We start from the raw sequence: 19,371 nt of genomic DNA, 5'->3' as shown, positions 1-19,371 counted from the left end.
GCGGGTGATGAAGCCGATCGGGTTACCGGTGTAAGCTCTGGCTGATTGTCGATCAGAGAACCGTGGTTTATAGCTCCGAACCTGCCACCGCCCCCCGCGCGGCCGCCCCGCTCGCCTTGACCGCTGTCCTGGTGGGCGGGCTGGCCCTGACGGGCTGCAGCCCCCGGCCCGAGGGTGTTGCCGGTGCCGGCGGCGCTCCACAGGAGCTGCTGCTGGTGAGCTACGCCGTCACCAAGGGGGCCTACGACCGGATCCTGCCCACGTTCGAAGCCGACTGGAAGGCCCGAACCGGCCAGGCCATTGCCGTGAAGACCAGCTACGGCGGTTCCGGCTCCCAGACCCGGGCGATCATCGACGGCCTCGATGCCGACGTGGCCACCCTGGCCCTGGCCGGTGACGTGCTGAAGCTCCAGGAGGAGGGCCTGGTCCTGCCAGGCTGGGAGAAGGATGTGCCCGGCGGCTCGATCATCACCCACTCGGTGGTGGCCTTCGTCACACGCGACGGCAACCCCAAAGGGGTCCGGACCTGGGCGGATCTGGCCAAGCCCGGCATCACCGTGGTGACGGCCAATCCCAAGACCTCCGGTGGAGCCCGCTGGAACTTCCTTGGCCTCTGGGGCTCGATCAGCCAGACCGGGGGCAGCGAGGACCAGGCCAAGGCCTACGTGGGCTCCGTCTACCGCAACGTGGAAAACCTGCCCAAGGACGCCCGCGAGGCCAGTGACGTGTTCCTCAAGCGCGGCCAGGGCGACGTGCTGCTCAACTATGAGAACGAGGCGATCCTGGCCAAGCGCAGCGGTGATCTCAAGGCGCCCTTCATCGTGCCTGAGGTCAACATCCGCATCGAGGGCCCGGTGACCGTCATCGACCGCAACGTGGACCGCAAGGGCACCCGCAAGGCCGCCGAAGCCCTGGCCGCCTATCTGCAGAGCGAGCCGGCCCAGGAGATCTTCGCCGAGGAGGGCTTCCGTCCGGTCAGTCCAGGTGTGTGGAGCCGGGTGAAGGACCGCTTCGCCCCCGTGAAGCAGTTGTTCTCGGCCAGCGACTTCGGCGGCTGGAACCAGATCAACGCCACCTTCTTCGGCAAGGACGGGGTCTGGGACCAACTGTTCAGCCGCTCGCGCTGATCCCTGCGGAGACAATGGGGGCGACGGTGGCTGCCAGACGATGTGCGAACTGCTGGCCCTCAGTGCCAACACCCCCACCGACATGCGCTTCTCGTTCCATGGCCTCACCCGCCGGGGCGGCGCCACCGGAGTCCACGCCGATGGTTGGGGGGTGGCCAGCTTCGACCCGGACGGCCGCGGCGTGCAGTTGTACCGGGAAGACGCCCCGGCGGCCTTCTCGCCCATCGCCGCCCGGGTGGCCCGCCTGGATCTGCGCTCCCGTTGCTCGATCGCCCACATCCGCAAGGCCACCCAGGGGGTGGTGGCCCTGGAGAACTGCCACCCCTTCCATCGCCGCTGGCGCGGGCGGGAGTGGGTGTTCGCCCATAACGGCAACTTGCTGGGTCCGCTTCCGGAGACGCACCTGTTCCTACCGGAAGGATCCACCGACAGCGAAATCGCCTTCTGCTGGATCCTCGAGCAGTTGAACGCCGCCGACGGGGATCCTGAGGATGTTGACGGCATCTTCGCCACCCTGGTGGACAGCTCACGGCGGCTGGAGCAACAGGGCACCTTCAACTGTCTGATCAGCAACGGCGACTGGCTGTTCGCCCACGCCAGCAGCCGACTGCACCGGATCACACGCCGGTCTCCATTCGGCCGGGCCACCCTGGCCGATGACGATCTCAGCGTGGATTTTTCCGAACTGGCCGGCGACGACGACGTTGTGACGGTCGTCAGCACCGAGCCGCTCACCACGGACGAGGAATGGTTGCCGCTGCAGGCGGGAGAGGCCGTTCTGCTGGTGGGGGGAGAAGTGGTACGGCACCAGCCACCTGCTCCCGTTCCACCCGGATCCCCTAGGCCAGACAGAACACATGCCGATAGCCAAGGTTGAGCAGATCCTCCGCCAGCTGCACGGCTGGGGCCTGGATCGCCCCCCCACGGCCCCGTCCGACACAGAGCAAGGGGTAGGCAAGGTCGGGCAGCAGGGCGCGGATCCGATCCGCCTCCATTTCCGCCTCCAGCTGGACGGCCCCCTGGAGGGAGTCGCCGAGCGGATGCTGCCGCTGCACCAGAGTGGCCCCCTCCCAGAGCAGGCGGCGGACCTCCAGCGGCTGGAGTTCCTGGCGCTCAGCCCGCGTGATGAATTCCAGATCGCAGTGGGAGTCCTGTCGATTGCGGAGACCATCGTGATCGTGGTGGTAGCCCATGCGGAACGGAAGAAGGGTCCTTGTTCCGTTCAGCTTGGCTGGAGACCAGGGCATCAGCCTGTGCGTTCAGGCCTTCTGGCGTGTGTTCACAACCACGACCGGAGCGACAGGAGCAGAGCACCCTAATGGGAGTGCTCCGAAAGAGTGCGCGTAAGGGAATTCAAGGATCCTGCTGTTCGGCAGGATTCTTTTTCATGGGCGGCACTCAAACTCGGTAATCCTGGATCGCCTCGGGAGATCGCAAGGACGGAATAGCTACTTAAAACGGTTTGTTGCCCCGATTACCGTAGTTAAGACCATCAGGCCTGAAGATTGAGATCCTTCAGCTAAGGGTCCCCATGACTCCGTCCTTCCAACATCCAGAATCCACTGGCCTGTCCAGTGATCTCCTCTCCCCCCGGCAACTCCTGCGCTTGCTGGCGGGGTCAGGGCGGAATCGCCCCGGTTCAGCTGAACTGATCATCGATCTTCGCTCCAGGGGCCGCTATCACCGCAGCCATGTTCCGGGGAGTCACAACATTCCCAGCGGCTGGCTCATCAGCGGCGAGCTTCCCGATGGTGACCTGATCCTGGTTGGCGAAAGCACCCGGCATTCGGCCACGACAATCGAACAACTCCAGACGCAGGGCCATGTCCGCCGCATCCGCCATCTCGCCGGCGGCTTCGGGGCCTGGCAACAACAGGACCTGCCCTTGGCCGGGCGGCAACGCCATGGATGGCTCCAGCTTTTCCGGGGGATCCCGGGACTCCGCTCGGGCCGCCGCCTCCGCTCGGCGTCGCCGCAGGAGGCCTGACCTTGGTGACCACCCGGACGAACCCTCGCGCCGGCCACCGGCACGTCATCGAGCTGTTCGGCGAGCAGCCGTTGCGGCTGGAATCCGGAGACACGCTGGGGCCGATCACCATCGTCCATGAGTGCTGGGGGCAGCCCAATGCCTCCCGCAGCAACGGGGTGCTGCTCCTGCATGGATTCAGCGACGACAGCCAAGCCGCCGGTCCGGCCGGTCCCGGCCACACCACCGGGGGATGGTGGGATGGGCTGATCGGCCCGGGTCGGGCGATCGACACCGACCGGTACTGCGTGGTCTGCCCGAATGTGCCGGGGGGCTGCCAGGGCAGCAGCGGCCCCGGCAGCCAGGCCCCCGACGGCAGGCCCTGGGGGAGCCGATTCCCCGCGCTCACGATCCGCGACCAGGTGGAGGCGGAGGTGGCCTTCAGCGACAGCCTCCAGATCCGACGGTGGCAAGCGGTGATCGGGGGCTCCATGGGCGGCATACGCGCCATGGAATGGGCGATCGGCCATCCCGGCGGCGGCCCCCGGGCGGGGCTGGATCTGGCCCGCCGCATGGCCCGACGCACCTACGGGGGCCTCGACGACGGGGACGTCTTCCTCGATCGCTTCGATGCCAACAGCTACAGCGTCCTCACCCAGGCCATGGCCGGCCATGACGTCGGCCGTGGGCGTGGTGTCGGTGAGCTCCGACCGGCTCTTCCCGCCCCACAGCCAGCGGGAGCCACGGGGGATCGGTGGGCCCATCCGCTTCACCTGCATCGACAGCCACCACGGCCACGACGGGTTCCTGGCGGAAGAGGGTCAGCTGGCATCGATCCTGCGGCAGTCGCTGGCCTGACGCCAGCGGGCCAGGGAACGGGAGAGGAACGGCAGCGCCGGGGCTCCATCGGCCGAGCGCAGCGGGGCAAGGCCCAGGACAAGCAGCGGCACCCCGATCAGCAAGGGGACCATCAGGAACCCGACGACCAGCAGCAGGGCCGGGCCATGGACCACGGACGACGGAGCCGAATCAACGGACATTCGCATGGTTGGCCACAGATCTGAAAAGACTTTGAATGCGGATCAACGCCCGAACAACCAACCGCAAGCCAGACACACCATCGCCAGCAGGATGAATAACTGGGGGGAAAACCCGATCCCATAACCGATGACGACGCCACCAAGAATCACCAGCCAGGCGCGCCAATTCTTCCAGGGACTGAAAAAGGCTCGGTCTGTGGTTGTCCCCGATGGCTCAGACAGGTCATCGGCCTGGGGTTGGCGTCGCATCGTCTGTAGGCCAGGAGAACGGACATCTGAACCAAACAAATCCTGCTGCCACTTTGGCCGGAACGGTGTAGGTGAAAGCACATCAGTTTCCCGGTCGCGATGATGGCCTTTTTGGGCCGGGTTTGACAACCGACAGGCTGATTAAGGTGTGCACCTGGCAGGGCTGAACGATGACCAAGGATTCCTATAGCCTCGCCACCGCCGCCCGCTTCTGGCTGCGGCTGGGGCTGGTCAGCTTCGGTGGGCCGGCCGGGCAGATCGGGCTGCTGCACGCCGAGCTGGTGGAGCGCCGGCGCTGGCTGTCGGAGCGGCGTTTCCTGCACGCGCTCAACTACTGCATGCTGCTGCCGGGGCCGGAGGCCACCCAGCTGGCCACCTACCTGGGCTGGCTGATGCACGGCCTGGGCGGCGCCCTGATCGCCGGCGGCCTGTTCCTGCTGCCCTCGGTGCTGGTGCTGCTGAGCCTCTCGGCGCTCTATGCCCTCTGGGGCCAGCTGCCGGTGCTGGTGGCGGTGTTCTGGGCGCTCAAACCGGCCGTGCTGGGGATCGTGCTGCAGGCGACCTGGCGGCTGGGGCGGCGCACGCTCCACAACCCCGCCCTGGTGCTGATCGCGGCGGCGGCCTGCCTGGCCCTGGCCGCGGGCCGGGTGCCCTACCCGGCCCTGATCCTCGCCACGGCCCTGGTGGGCTGGATCGGTGGCCGGCTGCGGCCAGCCCTGTTCCAGGCCCCGTCGCGAGCCGTGGCCAGCGCCAGGCACGGGGCCACTCCCCCCGACGCCGCCCTGCACGGCGATGACACGCCCACGCCAGCCCATGCCCGCTTCCACTGGCGCCGCCTTGCCCTCACCCTGCTGGGGGGCGGGGTGGCCCTCGGCCTGCCCCTGACCCTGCTGACGCTGGCGGGGGGCTGGAACGGCCAGCTGGCCACGATGGCCCGCTTCTTCACCAAGGTGGCCCTGGTCAGCTTCGGGGGGGCCTATGCCGTGCTCCCCTACGTGGCCCAGGGGGCGGTGGACACCTACGGCTGGCTGAATGCCGGCCAGATGGTGGACGGCCTGGCCCTGGGGGAGACCACGCCCGGGCCATTGATCATGGTGGTGGCCTTCGTGGGCTTCATGGGGGGCTGGAACGGCAGCGGCACGCTCTCGGCCGGCGTGGTGGCCGCCCTGGTGGTGGTGTGGTTCACCTTCCTGCCCTCCTTCCTGTTCATCCTGGCCGGCGGTCCCCTGGTGGAGGCGAGCCGCGAGGACCTGCGCGTCGGCGCCCCCCTCACCGCCATCACCGCCGCCGTCGTGGGGGTGATCGGGAGCCTGGCGCTCTACCTGGCCGGGCCGGCCCTGGCCCCCTCCGGAGCTCTCGATGGCGGCGCGGTGGCGGTGCTGCTGGCGGCTGTGGTGCTGCTGGGCCGGGGCCTCGGGGCCATGCCCATGATCGGCGTCGCCACCCTGGTGGGCCTGGGGCGCTGGTGGCTCACGGCTGCTGGCTGAGGGCTGCTCGCCGAGGGGCCGCTCAGGGGATCATCCCGCAGACGATCAACTTGTTCATCACCGGGCCGGCGACCTGGTCGATGAAGGTCTGGCGCATCTGGGGATCGTCATTGAGCATGTCGAGCACCCGCTGCTCCTGCGACCCACGCCGCTCACTGCGGGCGGCCCAGAGTTGGTCACAGGTGGACTTCTGGTAGCGCTCGATCACCTTCTTGGCCACCAGGTTGACGACCGGGGACTGGGCCTGGGCGGGGGTCGTGGCAACCAGTACAGCAGCCAACCCCAGGCTGGCCAGCAGGCGGATCTTCATGGAGTGCCGGCAGAAGAGGGCCCCTTCAACGTAGGTCGACGCACCAGCGCGGATCAGAAGACGTCCAGGGTCTCCAGGCTCGGCTGCTGGACTCCGCCGATGGCGGGCACATCGAGACGCAGGGTGAGTGAGGACGCCTGGCGCCGCGCCGATTCGCCACAGCTGCGCGGGGTGGGGAAGATCTTGCCGGGGTTGGCCAGGCCCGCCGGGTCGAAGGCCTCACGCACCAGGCGCATGGTGGCCAGGTCGTCGGGGGCGAACATCCAGTCGAGGTAGCAGCGTTTGTCGCTGCCCACCCCGTGCTCGCCGGTGATGCTGCCGCCGGCCTCGATGCAGAGGCGCAGGATGTCGGCCCCCAGCTCCTGCACCCGGTCGATCACGCCGGGTTCATCGGCCCGATACAGGATCAGGGGGTGGAGATTGCCGTCACCGGCATGGAACACGTTGGCCACCGGCAGGTCGTAGCGGCGGCTGAGCTGCTCGATCGCCGCCAGCACGGCGGGCAGGGCGCTGCGGGGCACCACGCCGTCCTGCACGTAATAGGTGGGGGTGATCCGGCCGACGGCGGCAAAGGCGGACTTGCGGCCCTTCCACAGCAGGGCCCGGTCGGCCTCACTGGAGGCCCGCCGGATCGTGCGGGCGCCGGCCCGGCGACAGAGCTCACCGGCGATCTCGACGGCCGCCGTCACCTCCCGCTCCTGCCCGTCCAGTTCGATCAGCAGCACCGCCGCCGCATCGCGGGGGTACTCATCGCGGCCGAACAGATCGTCGACGGCGTTGATGGTGACGTTGTCCATGATCTCCATCCCCGCCGGCAGCACGCCGGCGGCGGTGACCAGGCGCACCGCCTCACCGGCAGCCTCCATGGCGGTGAAATCGGCCAGCAGCACCGCCACGCTCTGGGGCGCCCGCAGCAGCCGCAGGGTGATGGCGGTGGCGATGCCGAGGGTGCCCTCGCTGCCAATGAACACACCGCGCAGATCCAGCTCGGGGGTTTCCGCCAGGCCGCTGCCCAGGGTGGTGACCGTGCCATCGGGCAGCACCACCTCCATCTCCAGCACGTGGTTGCTGGTGACGCCGTACTTGAGGCAGTGCACCCCACCGGAGTTCTCGGCCACGTTGCCGCCGATGCTGCACACCACCTGGCTGGAGGGGTCCGGGGCGTAGTAGAAACCCTCACCGGCCACCGCCCGGGTGACCCAGCCATTGATCACGCCGGGCTGCACGGTGAGGCGCCGGTTGGCCAGATCCACCTCCAGGATCGAGCGCATCCGGGTGGTGGCGATCACCAGCGCCCCGTTCTCCGCCAGGGCGCCACCGGAGAGACCGGTGCCGCTGCCCCTCGCCACGAAGGGCACCCCCAAGCGGTGGCAGAGCCGCAGCACCGCGGCCACCTGTTCGGTGGTCTCCGGCAGCACCACCAGCGACGGCTGGGCCCGGTGCAGGGTGAGGCCGTCGCAGTCGTAGGCCAGCAGTTCCTGGGGCGCCGCCACCACCGCCCGTGCCGGCAGCAGGGCGCGGCAGTGGCGCTCCATCGCGGCCCAGTCGATCGTCACGCAGGGGCTCCGGTGGGCCGGGGAAGGGGGGGCATTGCTTCCGAACTTACTGAGGCCAGACACCCCGGCACCCTTCTGGGTCAGGATGGGAAACGAATGCGTCCACCTTCCGCGGATCCTGCCTTGAGTTCGGCCACCCCTTCAGCGCCCGTCTCGGCCCCTTCCCTCGTCACCACCCGATCCGAGGAGATCTTCGCCGCCGCCCAGACACTCATGCCCGGTGGGGTCAATTCCCCGGTGCGGGCCTTCAAGTCGGTGGGCGGCCAGCCGATCGTCTTCGACCGGGTCAAGGGCGCCTACGCCTGGGATGTGGACGGCAACCGCTACATCGATTACGTCGGCAGCTGGGGGCCCGCCATCTGCGGCCACAGCCACCCGGAAGTGATCGCCGCCCTGCACGAGGCCCTGGAGAAGGGCACCAGCTTCGGTGCCCCCTGCGTGCTCGAGAACGAGCTGGCCGAGCTGGTGATCGCCGCCGTGCCCTCGGTGGAGATGGTGCGCTTCGTCAATTCCGGCACCGAGGCCTGCATGGCGGTGTTGCGGCTGATGCGCGCCTTCACCGGCCGCGAGAAGGTGATCAAGTTCGAAGGCTGCTACCACGGCCACGCGGACATGTTCCTGGTGAAAGCGGGCTCCGGGGTGGCCACCCTCGGCCTGCCCGATTCCCCCGGGGTGCCGCGGGCGGTCACGGCCGGCACCCTCACCGCTCCCTACAACTGCCTGGAGTCGGTCAAGGAGCTGTTCGCCAACAACCCCGGTGAGATCGCCGGGGTGATCCTCGAGCCGGTGGTGGGCAATGCGGGCTTCATCACCCCCGAGCCCGGCTTCCTGGAGGGCCTGCGGGAACTCACCAAGGAGAACGGTGCCCTGCTGGTGTTCGACGAAGTCATGACCGGCTTCCGCATCAGCTACGGCGGCGCCCAGGCCCGCTTCGGGGTCACCCCCGATCTCACCACCATGGGCAAGGTGATCGGCGGCGGCCTGCCGGTGGGGGCCTACGGCGGTCGGGCCGACATCATGGCGATGGTGGCGCCGGCCGGGCCGATGTATCAGGCCGGCACCCTGAGCGGCAACCCCCTGGCCATGACCGCCGGCATCAAGACCCTGCAGCTGTTGAAGCAACCCGGCACCTACGAGCGGCTGGAGACGATCACCCGCCGGCTCAGCGACGGCATCCGCGCCGCCGCCGCCGAGGCGGGGGTTCCCTGCTGCGGCGGCAACATCAGCGCCATGTTCGGCTTCTTCCTCTGCGAGGGGCCGGTGCACAACTTTGAGCAGGCCAAGGCCGCCGACACAGCCCGCTTCGGTCGGCTGCACCGCGGCATGCTCGAGCGCGGCGTCTATCTGGCACCGAGTGCCTTCGAGGCCGGCTTCACCTCCCTGGCCCACAGCGACGCCGACATCGACGCGACCATCGCCGCCTTCCGCGACGTCTTCCGCACGCTGGCGTGAGCGTCGGTCGTCTCCTGCGGGTCGGCACGGGGCTGCTGACCCTCACCCTGCTGCTGGCGGCTTGCGGCAGCGATGACGCCAGCCAACCCGTGGATGTGGCCGCGGGTGTGCCGGTGGGGGCGGTGCTGGCCCTCACCGGGAACGCCAACGTCTACGGCCAGGACCAGAAGATCGGCCTGGAGCTGGCCCTCAAGCAGCGCAACGGCAGCGGCGGCATCAACGGCCGTCCCCTGACGCTGGCCCTGGAGGACAGCGGCAGCGACGAACCGGGGGCCAATGCGGCCTTCACCCTGCAGATCAACCGGGGCGTGCTGGCCCTGGTCGGCCCCACCCTCTCCCAGCAGGCCTTCTCCGCCGACCCCATCGCCCAGCGCCGCGGCGTGCCGGTGGTGGCCCCCTCCAACACGGCCACCGGCATCCCGGAGATCGGCTTCTTCATCAGCCGGGTCTCGGCCCAGAGCTCGGTGATCGCTCCCCTGGCCATTGATCGGGCCCTGAAGATCCAGCCGGGGCTGAAGCGGGCGGCGGTGTTCTATGCCCAGGACGACGCCTACAGCACCGCCGAGACCACCATCTTCCAGGAGGCCCTCAAGGAGAAGGGCCTCGAGCCGGTGACGGTGCAGCGCACCCAGCTCAACGACCAGGACTTCCAGAACCAGATCAGCGCGGCCCTGCGGGAGAAGCCCGATCTGATCGTGCTGTCGCTGCAGGCGGTGGACGGCGGCAACCTGATCCGCCAGCTGCGGGAGCTGGGCTACCGGGGCCTGATCGTGGCCGGCAACGGCATGAACACCCCCAACATCTACCCGATCTGCCAGAAGTACTGCGACGGGCTGCTGATCGCCCAGGCCTACAGCCCCGAACTCGACACCCCGGCCAACACCGCCTTCCTCAAGGCGTTCAAGGCCGCCAAGGGCGGCGCCATCCCGCCCCAGCTCACCGCCCAGGCGTACACAGCCCTGCAGGTGATCGGCGAGGCCCTGGTGCGCCTCGACCAACGCCAGCCCCTGGCCGGCGCCCCCCTGGCGGCGACCCGCAAGCAGCTGATGCAGGAGCTCCTGGCCGGCACCTATGCCACCCCCCTGGGGGAGATCCGTTTTACCCCCGAGGGTGAGGTGATCCAGAGCCAGTTCTTCGTGGCCCAGGTGCGCATGGATCCTGGCGGGCGCAACGGACGCTTCGCCCTGCTCAAGTAAGCCCCGGGTGGACCTGCTCCAGATCCTGGTCAACGGTCTGTCGGTGGGGACGGTGTACGGGCTGTTCGCCCTCGGCTACACCCTGGTGTTCTCGGTGCTCGGGGTGATCAACTTCGCCCACGGGGCGGTGTTCACCCTGGGGGCCTACTTCACCTACCTGCTGATCGGCGGTGCGGTCGGGGCCAACGGCCTGCTGGCCGGTTTCCAGCTGCCCGTCGCCCTGCCCTTCTGGGGCGCCCTGCCCCTGGCGGGGCTGGGGGCGGCCCTGGTGGCCCTGCTGGTGGAGCGGGTGGCCTTCCGGCCCTTGCGCCGCCGCCGGGCCGATCCGCTGCTGGCCCTGATCACCAGCCTGGGGGCCGGTGTGATCCTGGTGAACCTGATCCAGCTGCTGGTGGGGGCCGAAAGCTATGCCATCCCCACCAGCGTCCTCGGCGGCCTGCCGGCCTCCTTCCCCCTCCTCGGTGCCCGGGTGCGCACGGTGCAGGCCCTGCTGCTGGGGATCGCGTTGTTGCTGCTGGCCCTGCTCAGCCTCTGGCTGGAGGGCAGCCGCAACGGCAAAGGCCTGCAGGCGGTGGCCGAAGACCCCGAAACCGCCCAGTTGCTGGGCATCGACAGCACGGCGATGGTGCGGCTGGCCTTCGGGCTCAGCGGCTTCCTGGCCGGGGTCGCCGGCGGGCTGGTGGGGCTGAGCGTCAGCATCGCCGGGCCCTACTTCGGCATCGGCTACGGCCTCAAGGGTCTGGCGGTGCTGGTGCTGGGGGGACTGGGCAGCGTGCCAGGGGCGGTCCTGGGCGGGCTGATCGTCGGCCTGGCGGAGGCCTTCGTGCCGGCCGACTGGTCGGGCTACAAGGATGCGGTCAGCTACGGCTTCCTGTTTCTGGTGCTGCTGCTGCGCCCCCAGGGGCTGCTCGGCCGGCCGCTGCCCACCAAGGTGTGAGGGTCATGGACGCCGCCCTGCTCGAACAGATGCTGCTCGGCGCCCTGCTGGCGCTTTCGGTGTACCTGCCCCTGCGCTGCGGCCAGCTGTCGCTGGCCACCCCCGGCTTCTATGCGGTGGGGGGCTACGTGGCTGCCCTGCTCTCCACCGGCGTTGCCGCCTTCGCCGGCAGCGGTGCCACCTCACCACTGTGGGCCCTGCTGGCGGAGATGGTGCTGGGGGGGATCCTGGCGGGACTGATCGCCCTGGCGATCGGCGGCCCGGTGCTGCGGCTGCGGGGCATCTACCTGGCCATCGCCACCATCGCCCTGGTGGAGATCCTGCGGGTGCTCAACCTCAACCTGCCCTTCACCGGCGGCGCCATGGGCATCTTCGGCATCCCCCAGCCCTTCGCGCACCCCGGCGGCTACGTGCTGTTCACCCTGGCTCTGCTGGCCCTGGCCTGCTGGTTATGCCAGCGGCTGGAGGCCCTCCGCCTGGGCCGGGCCATGGCCGCCATCCGCGACGACGAACTGGCGGCGGCCAGCCTGGGCATTGACACGCCGCGCACCAAGCTGCTCGCCTTTGTGGCCAGCGCCGTGCTGGCCGGCGTCACCGGGGCACTGGCGGCCCATTTCCTCAACGCCTGGAACGCCAGGGTCGGCAGCTTCGACGCCAGCATCACCACCCTGGCCTTCGTGGTGTTCGGCGGTTCGCGCTTCTGGCTGGGGCCGGTGCTGGGGGGCCTGGCGCTCACCGCCCTGCCGGAGCTGCTGCGGCCGGTGGGGGACCTGCGCCTGATCCTGTTCGGCTCCGTGATCCTGCTCGGTCCGCTGTTCTTTCCCCAGGGACTGGTGACGGCGGAGCGGCTGCGGGGGCTGGGAGCCCTGCTGGGCCGGGGCCGTCACCGGGGCCGCCAGGCTCCCCAGGCCCCATGAGCCGGAGCTCCGACGGCACGGCCGCGGCTCCCCTGCTGCAGGTGGAGGCGGTGAGCTGCCGCTTCGGCGGCCTGCTGGCCCTCGATCGGGTCAGCCTGGAGCTGGCGGAGGGGGAGATCTTCGGCCTGATCGGTCCCAACGGCGCCGGCAAGACCACCCTGTTCAATGTGATCTCCGGCCTCACCACCGCCAGCGGCGGCCGCTGCCTGTGGCGGGGGGTGCCCACCACGGGCCTGGGGGCCAGCGGCCTCAACCGGCTCGGCATCGCCCGCACCTTCCAGAACCTGCGCCTGTTCGAGAGCCTGTCGGTGCGGGAGAACGTGCTGGTGGGCCTGCACCATGCCGCCCGCGCCCCCCTGCTGGGGGCCCTGCTGGCCAACGGCGCCTTCCGCCGCCACCAGGGGCGGCTGCAGGCCCGGGCCATGGACCTGCTGGCGCTGCTGGAGCTCGACGCCCTGGCCGAGCAGCGGGCCGGGGATCTGCCCTACGGCGACCGCCGGCGGCTGGAGATCGCCCGGGCCCTGGCCACGGCACCCCAGCTGCTGCTGCTGGATGAACCCGCCGCCGGCATGAACCCGGCCGAGAAGGACGACCTGCGGCAGCTGATCAGCCGGATCCGCGACCACTTCTCCCTGACGGTGCTGATCATCGAGCACCACGTGCCGCTGATGATGCGCCTCTGCGACCGGCTGGCGGTGCTCAACTTCGGCAAGCGCATCGCCCTGGGCAGCCCCGCCGAGGTGCGCCGTGACCCGCTCGTGATCGAGGCCTACCTGGGCGGCCAGGGAAGCGCCGCCGGAGCGGAGCAGCGATGACGCCGCTGCTGGAGCTGCGCCGGCTCACCGTGCGCTATGGCGCCCTCACCGCCCTGCGGGGCCTCGATCTGCAGGTGCAGCAGGGCGAACTCGTGACGCTGCTGGGGGCCAACGGCGCCGGCAAGAGCACCACCCTGCGGGCCATCTCCCGGCTGGTGGACGCCGCGGCCGGCCAGGTGCTGTGGCGCGGCGCCGACCTGGCGGGGGTGCGCACCCACCGCACGGTGCGGCTCGGCATCGGCCACTGCCCGGAGGGCCGGCGGGTGCTGGCCCGCCAGACCGTGGCCACCAACCTGGAGCTGGGGGCCTGGCTGCGCCGCGACCGGGCCGGCATCGCCGCCGACCTGCAGCGCTGCTACGGCCTGTTCCCCCGCCTGGCGGAACGGCGCCGCCAGCTGGCCGGCAACCTCTCGGGGGGCGAGCAGCAGATGCTGGCCATCGCCCGGGCCCTGATGGGCCGGCCCAGCCTGCTGCTGCTGGATGAGCCCAGCCTGGGGCTGGCGCCGAAGCTGGTGGCCGAGGTGATGACCGCCCTGGCGGCGCTGCACCGCGAAGGACTGTCGATGCTGCTGGTGGAGCAGAACGCCACCGCCGCCCTGGAGATCGCCGACCGCGGCGTGGTGCTGGAGGCTGGCAGCATCAGCCTGGAAGGCCGCGCTGAGTCCCTGCTGGCTGATGCGGGGCTGCGGGCCTCCTACCTGGGGGACACCAGCTGATGCCACCGGTCCAACTGATCGCCCTCATCCTGGGCGGCCTGCTGCTGCTGGCCTTGCTGATCCGCCGGACGGTCGGAAAGGGGTTTCTCTACCGCATGATCTTCGAAACCGACACTCCCGCCGGCAAGACGTTCGACGTGGTGCTGCTGATCGCGATCGTGTTGAGCGTGGGGGCCGTGGTGATCGAAAGTGATCCGGTGCTGCGGTTGGCCTGGGGCCACCCGTTCCAGCTGCTGGAGTGGGGGTTCACGCTGCTGTTCACGCTCGAATACCTGCTGCGACTGCTGTGTGTGCGATCGCCGCTGCTCTATGCCCGCAGCTTCTTTGGCGTGGTGGATCTGCTCTCGATCGTGCCCAGCTTCCTGGGCCTGCTGGTTGGCGGCGCCCAGGTGTTCCTGGTGGTGCGGATGCTGCGGGTGATGCGCGTCTTTCGTGTGTTGAAGCTTGGCGAATACCTGCAGGAATCCAATCTTCTCTGGGACGCGATCGTGGCGGGTCGGCGCAAGATCTCGGTGTTCCTGCTGGCGATGATCACCCTGGTCACGGTGATCGGTTCATTGATGTACGTCATCGAAGGCCCGGAACGGGGCTTCCGCAGCATCCCCGTGGGGATCTACTGGGCGATCGTCACCATCACCACCGTGGGTTATGGCGACGTGACGCCGCAGACCACCCTGGGCCGTTTCCTGGCCTCGGTGGTGATGTTGCTGGGTTACAGCATCATCGCCGTCCCCACGGGCATCATCAGTGCCGAGATCGGCCAAGCCAGCGCCCGCCAGCACGAGGAGAGCCAGAAGACGGCGGTGATGTGCGCGGCTTGCCTGAGGACTGGGCACGATCCAGAGGCTCGCCACTGCAAGTTCTGCGGTGCTGAACTGTGAACTGTTCCGTCCCTGGCCTCAGCTCACTGCCAAGCATTCAGCCTCATACCAGCAACGGAGCGTTGATTGATCTTGACAGAACCGGGCTTTGTGCCTCCAAGACGATGGCAGTACCCCAGCCTGTTCGGCTCCGCCGACATTGGCCACGACGAGCGGCGGTTTCTGCGACAAGCTGATGAAGCGCCGTCACCCCTCCCATCCATCAGAACTGCTTCGTAGCCCTGGATTTCGAGACGGCGGATCAAGGCCGGGACAGTGCCTGCTCGATCGCCCTGGTCCGGGTGGAGAAGGGAAGGATCGTGCAGCGCGAGCACCACTTGATTCGCCCGCCTCGGCGGACCTTCCAGTTCACCTCCATCCACGGCATCAGCTGGTCGCAGGTGTCCGATGCACCCACGTTCGGCGAACTCTGGCCGCAGCTGGCGGCCTGCCTGGAGGGGGCGCACTTCATCGCCGCCCACAACGCCAGTTTTGATGCCGGCGTGCTGCGGGCCTGCTGCGAGCAGGCCGGCCTGCGGCCTCCCAGCCAACCCTTTGTCTGCACGGTCCAGGTGGCCAGGCGGGCCTGGAATCTTCGGCCCACCAAATTGCCGGATGTGTGCCGCCATCTGGGTCTGCCGCTCCGGCATCACGATGCCCTCTCCGACGCCGAGGCCTGCGCCAATATCGTGCTGGCGGCGGCTCAGGACGCGACGGCCGGCTTTGCCCGCGGCCGCTGAACTCAGGCCTGGGACATCCTGCCCCGCTGCCGCCGCCACAGACTGAAGCCCAGGGCCAGCAGGAATCCAAAGAACTGCACGATCACCACGCAGGGGCCCGAGGGCAGGTTGGTGAGGCCCGAGCCGAGCAGTCCCAGCACGGCGCAACTGCCACCGATCAGCGAAGAGAGCACCAGATAGGAGCCGAAGTGGCGACTCACCAGCCGCGACGCACAGGCGGGAATCACCACGAAGGCGCTGATCAGCAGCACCCCCACCGCCTTGATCGACACGGCCACCACCACGGCGAGCAGCAGGATGAAGGCGATCCGGTGCCACTGGTTGCCCACCCCGCAGGCCCCGGCCAGATCGGCATGCAGGGTGACCAGCACCTGGGCCCGCAGGCTCACCAGCAGGTAGGCCACCGCCACCAGCAACAGCGCGGCGATCAGGACGAGATCCAGCCAGGAGATGCCGAGGATGTCGCCGAACAGCAGCTGCTGGATGCCGCCCCTGTAGGTGGTGACCAGGCTGAGGGCCACCACGGCAAAGGCCAGGGACGTGGAGTAGACGATGTTCAGCAGCGCGTCGGCCGGCAGCTGGCTGCGCTCCACCAGCAGATTCACCAGCAGGGCGAAGACCACCGCAAAGGGGATCAGCACCAGGATCGGGTGGAGGCCCAGCAGGATGCCCAGGCTGAGGCCCAGCAGGGCGGAATGGCCCAGGGCATCACTGAAGAACGACAGCTGCCTCAGCACCGCGAAACTGCCCAGCAGCCCACCCAGGGTCCCGGTCAGCAGCCCCCCCACCAGGGCGCGCTGCATGAAGGGTTGGCCGATCACCGTGCCCAGCTGGGAGAACTCCGTCATCCGATCCGCAGACCCATGAGCTCCAGAACGACCATCAGCGGAAGGCGCTCACCAGGTCGCTGACATTGCGACGCATCACCTCTGCGTAGCTGGCCGGGGTCTGGGAGGCCTCCTCAGTGCCGGTTTCCAGGGGGTCGAAGACGCTGATGCGGATCCCCAGATCGCCGGCCAGGGCGTTGAAGGAGCGGTTGCCCTCCTGGGGTTCGCTGAGCAGGGCCTGCAGCTGGCTGCGCTGCACTGTCTCGGCCACCCGCGCCAGATCCGCCGGGGAGGGGTTCTGCTCCGGCACATCCACCATGGACTCGGCCTTGAGGCCATAGCGCTCGGCGAAGTAGGGGGCGAAATCGTGGACCACCACGAAGGTCTTGCCCCGGAATGGCGCCAGCTGCGTCTCGAACTCGGTGTTGAGCTGGCGCAGCTCGCCGCTGAAGGCGGCGGCATTGCGGCGGTAGCCCTCGGCGCAGGCCGGATCGGCCGCGATCAGACCATCGCGGATGTTGTCCACCTGCTGGGCGGCGCGCACCGGATCGAGCCAGATGTGGGGATTGATCGGGCCGTGGTCGTGGCCGTGATCATGGCCGTGGTCCCCACCGGGCTCGTCCGGGATCTCCAGGGTGGCGACGCCGCGGCTGGAGTCGATCACCTGGAGAGCGGGGTTTTCGGCGCCCTTGACCAGCTTGTCGAGGAACGACTCCATACCCAGCCCGTTCTTCACCAGCACCTTGGCGTTCCTGATGGCGGCCACATCCCCCGGCCTGGCCTGGAAGTCGTGGGGGCCGCTGGCGGCGGGGATCAGCGCCGTCACCTCGGCGCAATCGCCGGCCACGGCGCGGGTGAACAGGGTGATCGGCAGGAAAGTGGTGACCACCTTGGGGCGATCGGCGCGGCCGGCCTGGGGCGCCGGGGACTCCACCGCCGGACGGCAGGCCAGCAGCAGGGCGGACAGACCCGCGGCCAGGACCAGCAGGGGACGACGGGATCGGGACTGGTTCATGGGGCAAAACCTCCGGAACGGGGTGGGCGGGAGCGAACGGATGGGGGCCGGGCGACGGGCCAGAGCCACCACTGGCCCTGCTCACCACCGGCCACCAGATGGCGGCCGTCGGGTCGCCAGCTGAGGCTGGTGATGGCCTGGCCGTCGCCCTCGAGCAGCTGTTGCAGCCTGCCCCGGCCATCCCAGAGCGCCACCGTGCCATCGCTGGAGGCGGTGGCCAGCAGGCGGCTGCCGGGGGCAAAGGCGACCGCATGGACGCGGCCTTGATGCAGAACCAGAGGTTCCGGCTTCCAGCCTTTGGCACCGGGATCCTGCTGGCTCCAGATCACGGCGATGTCGGCGGAGGCGACGGCCAGCAGCGGCGCCAGGCGCCCCGGCTGATCACACCAGCTCAGGGCCCGCGCCTTGCCGGGGAAGCCACGGAACTGCCAGCCGCGGCCGGCCCCGCCGTCGGGCCAGAGCATCAGCGAGCCGTCCAGCTGGCCACAGGCCAGCAGGTTCCCCTGGCCGGACCAGCCCAGGGCCAGGCCCGCCGAAGCGGTGGCGCAGCGCTGGGGCGGCTGGCCAGGGTCATCCGGAGACCAGAGCAGCACCGTGCCGTGGCAGGCCGCCGCCAGCCGCCGGCCATCACGGCTCCAGGCCAGGGCCAGGACCGTGCCCTCCAGCTCCTGGCTTTCCACCCGCAGCGTCCGGCTGGCGCCATCCCAGAGCCGCACCTGTTTGCCGGCCCCCACCGCCAGCAGGGAGCCCTGGGGCTGCCAGGCCGCCGCATCCAGCCAGTGGCCCCCCAGGGGCAAAGGATCGAAGGCGATCGGGCGCACGCCTGAGCCCCCCAGCTCCCACAACAGCAGCTCCCCGTCCTGGCCCGCCGCCATCAGAAAGCGGTCGTCAGCGCTGAAGCCCACCACATCGAGGCTGCTGTCCCGCTCACCGCGCAATAGCTCCTCGCAGCCGGCGCGGAAATCGATCAGCAGCAGCTCACCGCCAGCCGTCGCCATCGCCAGCAGCTCGCCATCGGCCGACCAGGCCTGGGCGGTGATGGCGTTGCTGCAGGCACCGCACAGGCGTTCCTGCACCAGGGTCTGGGGGGGAGCCATGGCGCGCTCAGGCCACACAGGCCTCAAAACCGGCCCGCAGGGCGGCCTCATCGAGATCGCGGCCGATGATCACGAACTGGGTGCTGGGGGTTTCGCCGTCGCGCCAGGGGCGATCCATGGCGCTGTCCACCAGCATGTGCACCGACTGCAGGACGTAACGGTTGGTCTCTCCCGCGAACTGGATGATGCCTTTCATCCGAAACAGATCCGGGCCCCGTTCCGTCACCAACCCATCGATCCATTGCCCCAATTTCTTGTAACTCATCGGACGGTCTTCGATGAAGGCCACCGCGCCGATGGCCCCGTCGTGTTCATGGTCGTGGTCGGAGGTCAGAAACTCCGGATCGATCGCCAGGGCCCGTTCCAGGCTGAAGGCCTCGACGCCAAGGATCTGATCCATCGCCGCATCGGCCTGGCAGGTGGGAATCACCCGGGCCAACGGGTTGATGGCCCGGGTCCGCTGCTGGATGGCCAGGCAGGCCTCGACATCGACCAGATCGATCTTGTTGAGCAGCAGCACATCGGCGAAGGCGAGCTGCTCCTGGACCTCCACACTGTCCCAGTGCTGCTCGACATGCTTGAGGTCGACCAGGGTGACCACGGCGTCGAGCTTCAGCTGGTCGCGCAGGTCCTCATCGACGAAGAAGGTCTGAATCACCGGGGCGGGATCGGCCAGGCCGGTGGTTTCGATCACCAGGTGGTCGAAACGGTCGCGGCGCTTCATCAGGTTGCCGATGATGCGGATGAGATCACCACGCACGGTGCAACAGATGCAGCCGTTGTTCATCTCGAAGATCTCCTCATCGGCCTCGATCACCAGCTGGTTGTCGATGCCCACATCACCGAACTCGTTGACGATCACGGCCACCTTCATGCCGTGCTCGTGGGTGAGGATCCGGTTCAGCAGCGTGGTCTTGCCGGAGCCGAGGTAGCCCGTCAGAACGGTGACAGGCAAGCGATCCCGCGGGGAGGCCATGGGGGCAGTGGCCGGGCAGCGCCGGGCCAGGTATGGGAATCATTATCAAACTAGCAGCTGCGGGACATGCGTCCGCGCTTCAACGCAA

At 69.1% G+C, this 19,371-nt stretch carries 20 protein-coding genes; 13 read left to right on the top strand and 7 right to left on the bottom strand.

Features of this window, described 5'->3' with window-relative positions; translation table 11 throughout:
* Positions 1 to 116: 116 nt before the first annotated feature.
* The gene (locus KBZ33_RS01020; RefSeq protein ID WP_254949575.1) at positions 117 to 1,127 is read left to right on the top strand and encodes a sulfate ABC transporter substrate-binding protein; all 1,011 of its coding nucleotides are present in this window, start codon (positions 117 to 119) and stop codon (positions 1,125 to 1,127) included.
* Positions 1,128 to 1,167: 40 nt separating this feature from the next.
* Entirely contained in the window at positions 1,168 to 2,004 is an 837-nt protein-coding gene (locus tag KBZ33_RS01015; RefSeq protein WP_254949576.1) for a class II glutamine amidotransferase, read from the top strand.
* Here the strand turns inward: KBZ33_RS01015 and KBZ33_RS01010 are convergent.
* Positions 1,967 to 2,320 (bottom strand): hypothetical protein, encoded by a 354-nt coding sequence (locus KBZ33_RS01010; protein WP_254949577.1) that lies wholly within the window; start codon positions 2,318 to 2,320, stop codon positions 1,967 to 1,969. The two genes, KBZ33_RS01015 and KBZ33_RS01010, sit on opposite strands and share 38 nt — an antisense overlap.
* A gap of 338 nt (positions 2,321 to 2,658) precedes the next feature.
* On the opposite strand from KBZ33_RS01010, the gene KBZ33_RS21765 reads away from it, so the two are divergent.
* From KBZ33_RS21765 to chrA, 3 genes are all read left to right on the top strand, one after another.
* Positions 2,659 to 3,114, top strand: a complete 456-nt coding sequence (locus tag KBZ33_RS21765) for a rhodanese-like domain-containing protein (protein WP_396107704.1) — start codon at positions 2,659 to 2,661, stop codon at positions 3,112 to 3,114.
* Between the two features lie 5 nt (positions 3,115 to 3,119).
* The gene (locus KBZ33_RS01000) at positions 3,120 to 4,157 is read left to right on the top strand and encodes an alpha/beta fold hydrolase (protein ID WP_254949579.1); all 1,038 of its coding nucleotides are present in this window, start codon (positions 3,120 to 3,122) and stop codon (positions 4,155 to 4,157) included.
* Between the two features lie 395 nt (positions 4,158 to 4,552).
* Positions 4,553 to 5,869, top strand: a complete 1,317-nt coding sequence (chrA, locus tag KBZ33_RS00995) for a chromate efflux transporter (RefSeq protein WP_254949580.1) — start codon at positions 4,553 to 4,555, stop codon at positions 5,867 to 5,869.
* Between the two features lie 22 nt (positions 5,870 to 5,891).
* On the opposite strand, the gene KBZ33_RS00990 is transcribed toward chrA, so the two are convergent.
* Both KBZ33_RS00990 and KBZ33_RS00985 read right to left on the bottom strand, forming a co-directional pair.
* Positions 5,892 to 6,179, bottom strand: a complete 288-nt coding sequence (locus KBZ33_RS00990) for a hypothetical protein (protein WP_254949581.1) — start codon at positions 6,177 to 6,179, stop codon at positions 5,892 to 5,894.
* Between the two features lie 53 nt (positions 6,180 to 6,232).
* Positions 6,233 to 7,714, bottom strand: a complete 1,482-nt coding sequence (locus KBZ33_RS00985) for an FAD-linked oxidase C-terminal domain-containing protein (protein ID WP_261362169.1) — start codon at positions 7,712 to 7,714, stop codon at positions 6,233 to 6,235.
* Between the two features lie 144 nt (positions 7,715 to 7,858).
* On the opposite strand from KBZ33_RS00985, the gene hemL reads away from it, so the two are divergent.
* The 8 genes from hemL (at position 7,859) to KBZ33_RS00945 (ending at position 15,368) form a co-directional block, all read left to right on the top strand.
* Positions 7,859 to 9,187 (top strand): glutamate-1-semialdehyde 2,1-aminomutase, encoded by a 1,329-nt coding sequence (gene hemL / locus KBZ33_RS00980; RefSeq protein ID WP_255011380.1) that lies wholly within the window; start codon positions 7,859 to 7,861, stop codon positions 9,185 to 9,187.
* Positions 9,184 to 10,383 carry an ABC transporter substrate-binding protein gene (locus KBZ33_RS00975; protein ID WP_254949584.1) on the top strand — a complete coding sequence of 400 codons (1,200 nt, stop codon included), beginning with the start codon at positions 9,184 to 9,186 and terminating at the stop codon, positions 10,381 to 10,383. The genes hemL and KBZ33_RS00975 overlap by 4 nt, the downstream gene beginning before the upstream one ends.
* Before the next feature lie 7 nt (positions 10,384 to 10,390).
* Entirely contained in the window at positions 10,391 to 11,320 is a 930-nt protein-coding gene (locus KBZ33_RS00970) for a branched-chain amino acid ABC transporter permease (protein ID WP_254949585.1), read from the top strand.
* 5 nt (positions 11,321 to 11,325) lie between these two features.
* Positions 11,326 to 12,237, top strand: coding sequence for a branched-chain amino acid ABC transporter permease (locus KBZ33_RS00965; RefSeq protein WP_254949586.1), 912 nt, complete (start codon positions 11,326 to 11,328; stop codon positions 12,235 to 12,237).
* Complete coding sequence (locus KBZ33_RS00960) at positions 12,234 to 13,052, top strand: ABC transporter ATP-binding protein (protein ID WP_254949587.1); 819 nt, start codon at positions 12,234 to 12,236, stop codon at positions 13,050 to 13,052. The genes KBZ33_RS00965 and KBZ33_RS00960 overlap by 4 nt, the downstream gene beginning before the upstream one ends.
* Positions 13,049 to 13,768 carry an ABC transporter ATP-binding protein gene (locus KBZ33_RS00955; RefSeq protein ID WP_254949588.1) on the top strand — a complete coding sequence of 240 codons (720 nt, stop codon included), beginning with the start codon at positions 13,049 to 13,051 and terminating at the stop codon, positions 13,766 to 13,768. The genes KBZ33_RS00960 and KBZ33_RS00955 overlap by 4 nt, the downstream gene beginning before the upstream one ends.
* The gene (locus KBZ33_RS00950) at positions 13,768 to 14,649 is read left to right on the top strand and encodes an ion transporter (RefSeq protein ID WP_254949589.1); all 882 of its coding nucleotides are present in this window, start codon (positions 13,768 to 13,770) and stop codon (positions 14,647 to 14,649) included. Before KBZ33_RS00955 ends, KBZ33_RS00950 begins: the two co-directional genes overlap by 1 nt.
* A gap of 197 nt (positions 14,650 to 14,846) precedes the next feature.
* The gene (locus tag KBZ33_RS00945; protein ID WP_315859115.1) at positions 14,847 to 15,368 is read left to right on the top strand and encodes a 3'-5' exonuclease; all 522 of its coding nucleotides are present in this window, start codon (positions 14,847 to 14,849) and stop codon (positions 15,366 to 15,368) included.
* A 2-nt stretch (positions 15,369 to 15,370) separates the two neighbouring features.
* On the opposite strand, the gene KBZ33_RS00940 is transcribed toward KBZ33_RS00945, so the two are convergent.
* Genes KBZ33_RS00940 through KBZ33_RS00925 form a run of 4 tightly spaced genes read right to left on the bottom strand, consistent with a single transcriptional unit; the run spans position 15,371 to position 19,283 of the window.
* Positions 15,371 to 16,216: a metal ABC transporter permease gene (locus tag KBZ33_RS00940; RefSeq protein WP_254949590.1), complete on the bottom strand. Its 846-nt coding sequence runs from the start codon at positions 16,214 to 16,216 to the stop codon at positions 15,371 to 15,373.
* A gap of 34 nt (positions 16,217 to 16,250) precedes the next feature.
* A complete protein-coding gene (locus KBZ33_RS00935; RefSeq protein ID WP_254949591.1) occupies positions 16,251 to 17,210 on the bottom strand; it encodes a metal ABC transporter solute-binding protein, Zn/Mn family in 960 nt (319 codons plus the stop codon).
* The gene (locus KBZ33_RS00930; protein WP_254949592.1) at positions 17,207 to 18,307 is read right to left on the bottom strand and encodes a WD40 repeat domain-containing protein; all 1,101 of its coding nucleotides are present in this window, start codon (positions 18,305 to 18,307) and stop codon (positions 17,207 to 17,209) included. The genes KBZ33_RS00935 and KBZ33_RS00930 overlap by 4 nt, the downstream gene beginning before the upstream one ends.
* A 7-nt stretch (positions 18,308 to 18,314) precedes the next feature.
* Positions 18,315 to 19,283 carry a GTP-binding protein gene (locus KBZ33_RS00925; protein WP_254949593.1) on the bottom strand — a complete coding sequence of 323 codons (969 nt, stop codon included), beginning with the start codon at positions 19,281 to 19,283 and terminating at the stop codon, positions 18,315 to 18,317.
* Positions 19,284 to 19,371: the final 88 nt, after the last annotated feature.

The organism is Cyanobium sp. Cruz-8D1 (assembly GCF_024345975.1).
In the GTDB taxonomy this organism is placed as follows: domain Bacteria; phylum Cyanobacteriota; class Cyanobacteriia; order PCC-6307; family Cyanobiaceae; genus Cyanobium.
This window is presented reverse-complemented; position numbering and strand designations above follow the sequence as displayed.

Excerpts from the sequence above, each read along its gene's own strand:
- KBZ33_RS01015 (WP_254949576.1), top strand. The coding sequence starts at position 1,168 with ATGTGCGAACTGCTGGCCCTCAGTGCCAACACCCCCACCGACATGCGC.
- KBZ33_RS01010 (WP_254949577.1), bottom strand. The coding sequence starts at position 2,320 with ATGGGCTACCACCACGATCACGATGGTCTCCGCAATCGACAGGACTCC.
- KBZ33_RS21765 (WP_396107704.1), top strand. The coding sequence starts at position 2,659 with ATGACTCCGTCCTTCCAACATCCAGAATCCACTGGCCTGTCCAGTGAT.
- chrA (WP_254949580.1), top strand. The coding sequence starts at position 4,553 with ATGACCAAGGATTCCTATAGCCTCGCCACCGCCGCCCGCTTCTGGCTG.
- KBZ33_RS00990 (WP_254949581.1), bottom strand. The coding sequence starts at position 6,179 with ATGAAGATCCGCCTGCTGGCCAGCCTGGGGTTGGCTGCTGTACTGGTT.
- KBZ33_RS00985 (WP_261362169.1), bottom strand. The coding sequence starts at position 7,714 with ATGGAGCGCCACTGCCGCGCCCTGCTGCCGGCACGGGCGGTGGTGGCG.
- KBZ33_RS00965 (WP_254949586.1), top strand. The coding sequence starts at position 11,326 with ATGGACGCCGCCCTGCTCGAACAGATGCTGCTCGGCGCCCTGCTGGCG.
- KBZ33_RS00960 (WP_254949587.1), top strand. The coding sequence starts at position 12,234 with ATGAGCCGGAGCTCCGACGGCACGGCCGCGGCTCCCCTGCTGCAGGTG.
- KBZ33_RS00955 (WP_254949588.1), top strand. The coding sequence starts at position 13,049 with ATGACGCCGCTGCTGGAGCTGCGCCGGCTCACCGTGCGCTATGGCGCC.
- KBZ33_RS00950 (WP_254949589.1), top strand. The coding sequence starts at position 13,768 with ATGCCACCGGTCCAACTGATCGCCCTCATCCTGGGCGGCCTGCTGCTG.
- KBZ33_RS00940 (WP_254949590.1), bottom strand. The coding sequence starts at position 16,216 with ATGACGGAGTTCTCCCAGCTGGGCACGGTGATCGGCCAACCCTTCATG.
- KBZ33_RS00935 (WP_254949591.1), bottom strand. The coding sequence starts at position 17,210 with ATGAACCAGTCCCGATCCCGTCGTCCCCTGCTGGTCCTGGCCGCGGGT.
- KBZ33_RS00930 (WP_254949592.1), bottom strand. The coding sequence starts at position 18,307 with ATGGCTCCCCCCCAGACCCTGGTGCAGGAACGCCTGTGCGGTGCCTGC.
- KBZ33_RS00925 (WP_254949593.1), bottom strand. The coding sequence starts at position 19,283 with ATGGCCTCCCCGCGGGATCGCTTGCCTGTCACCGTTCTGACGGGCTAC.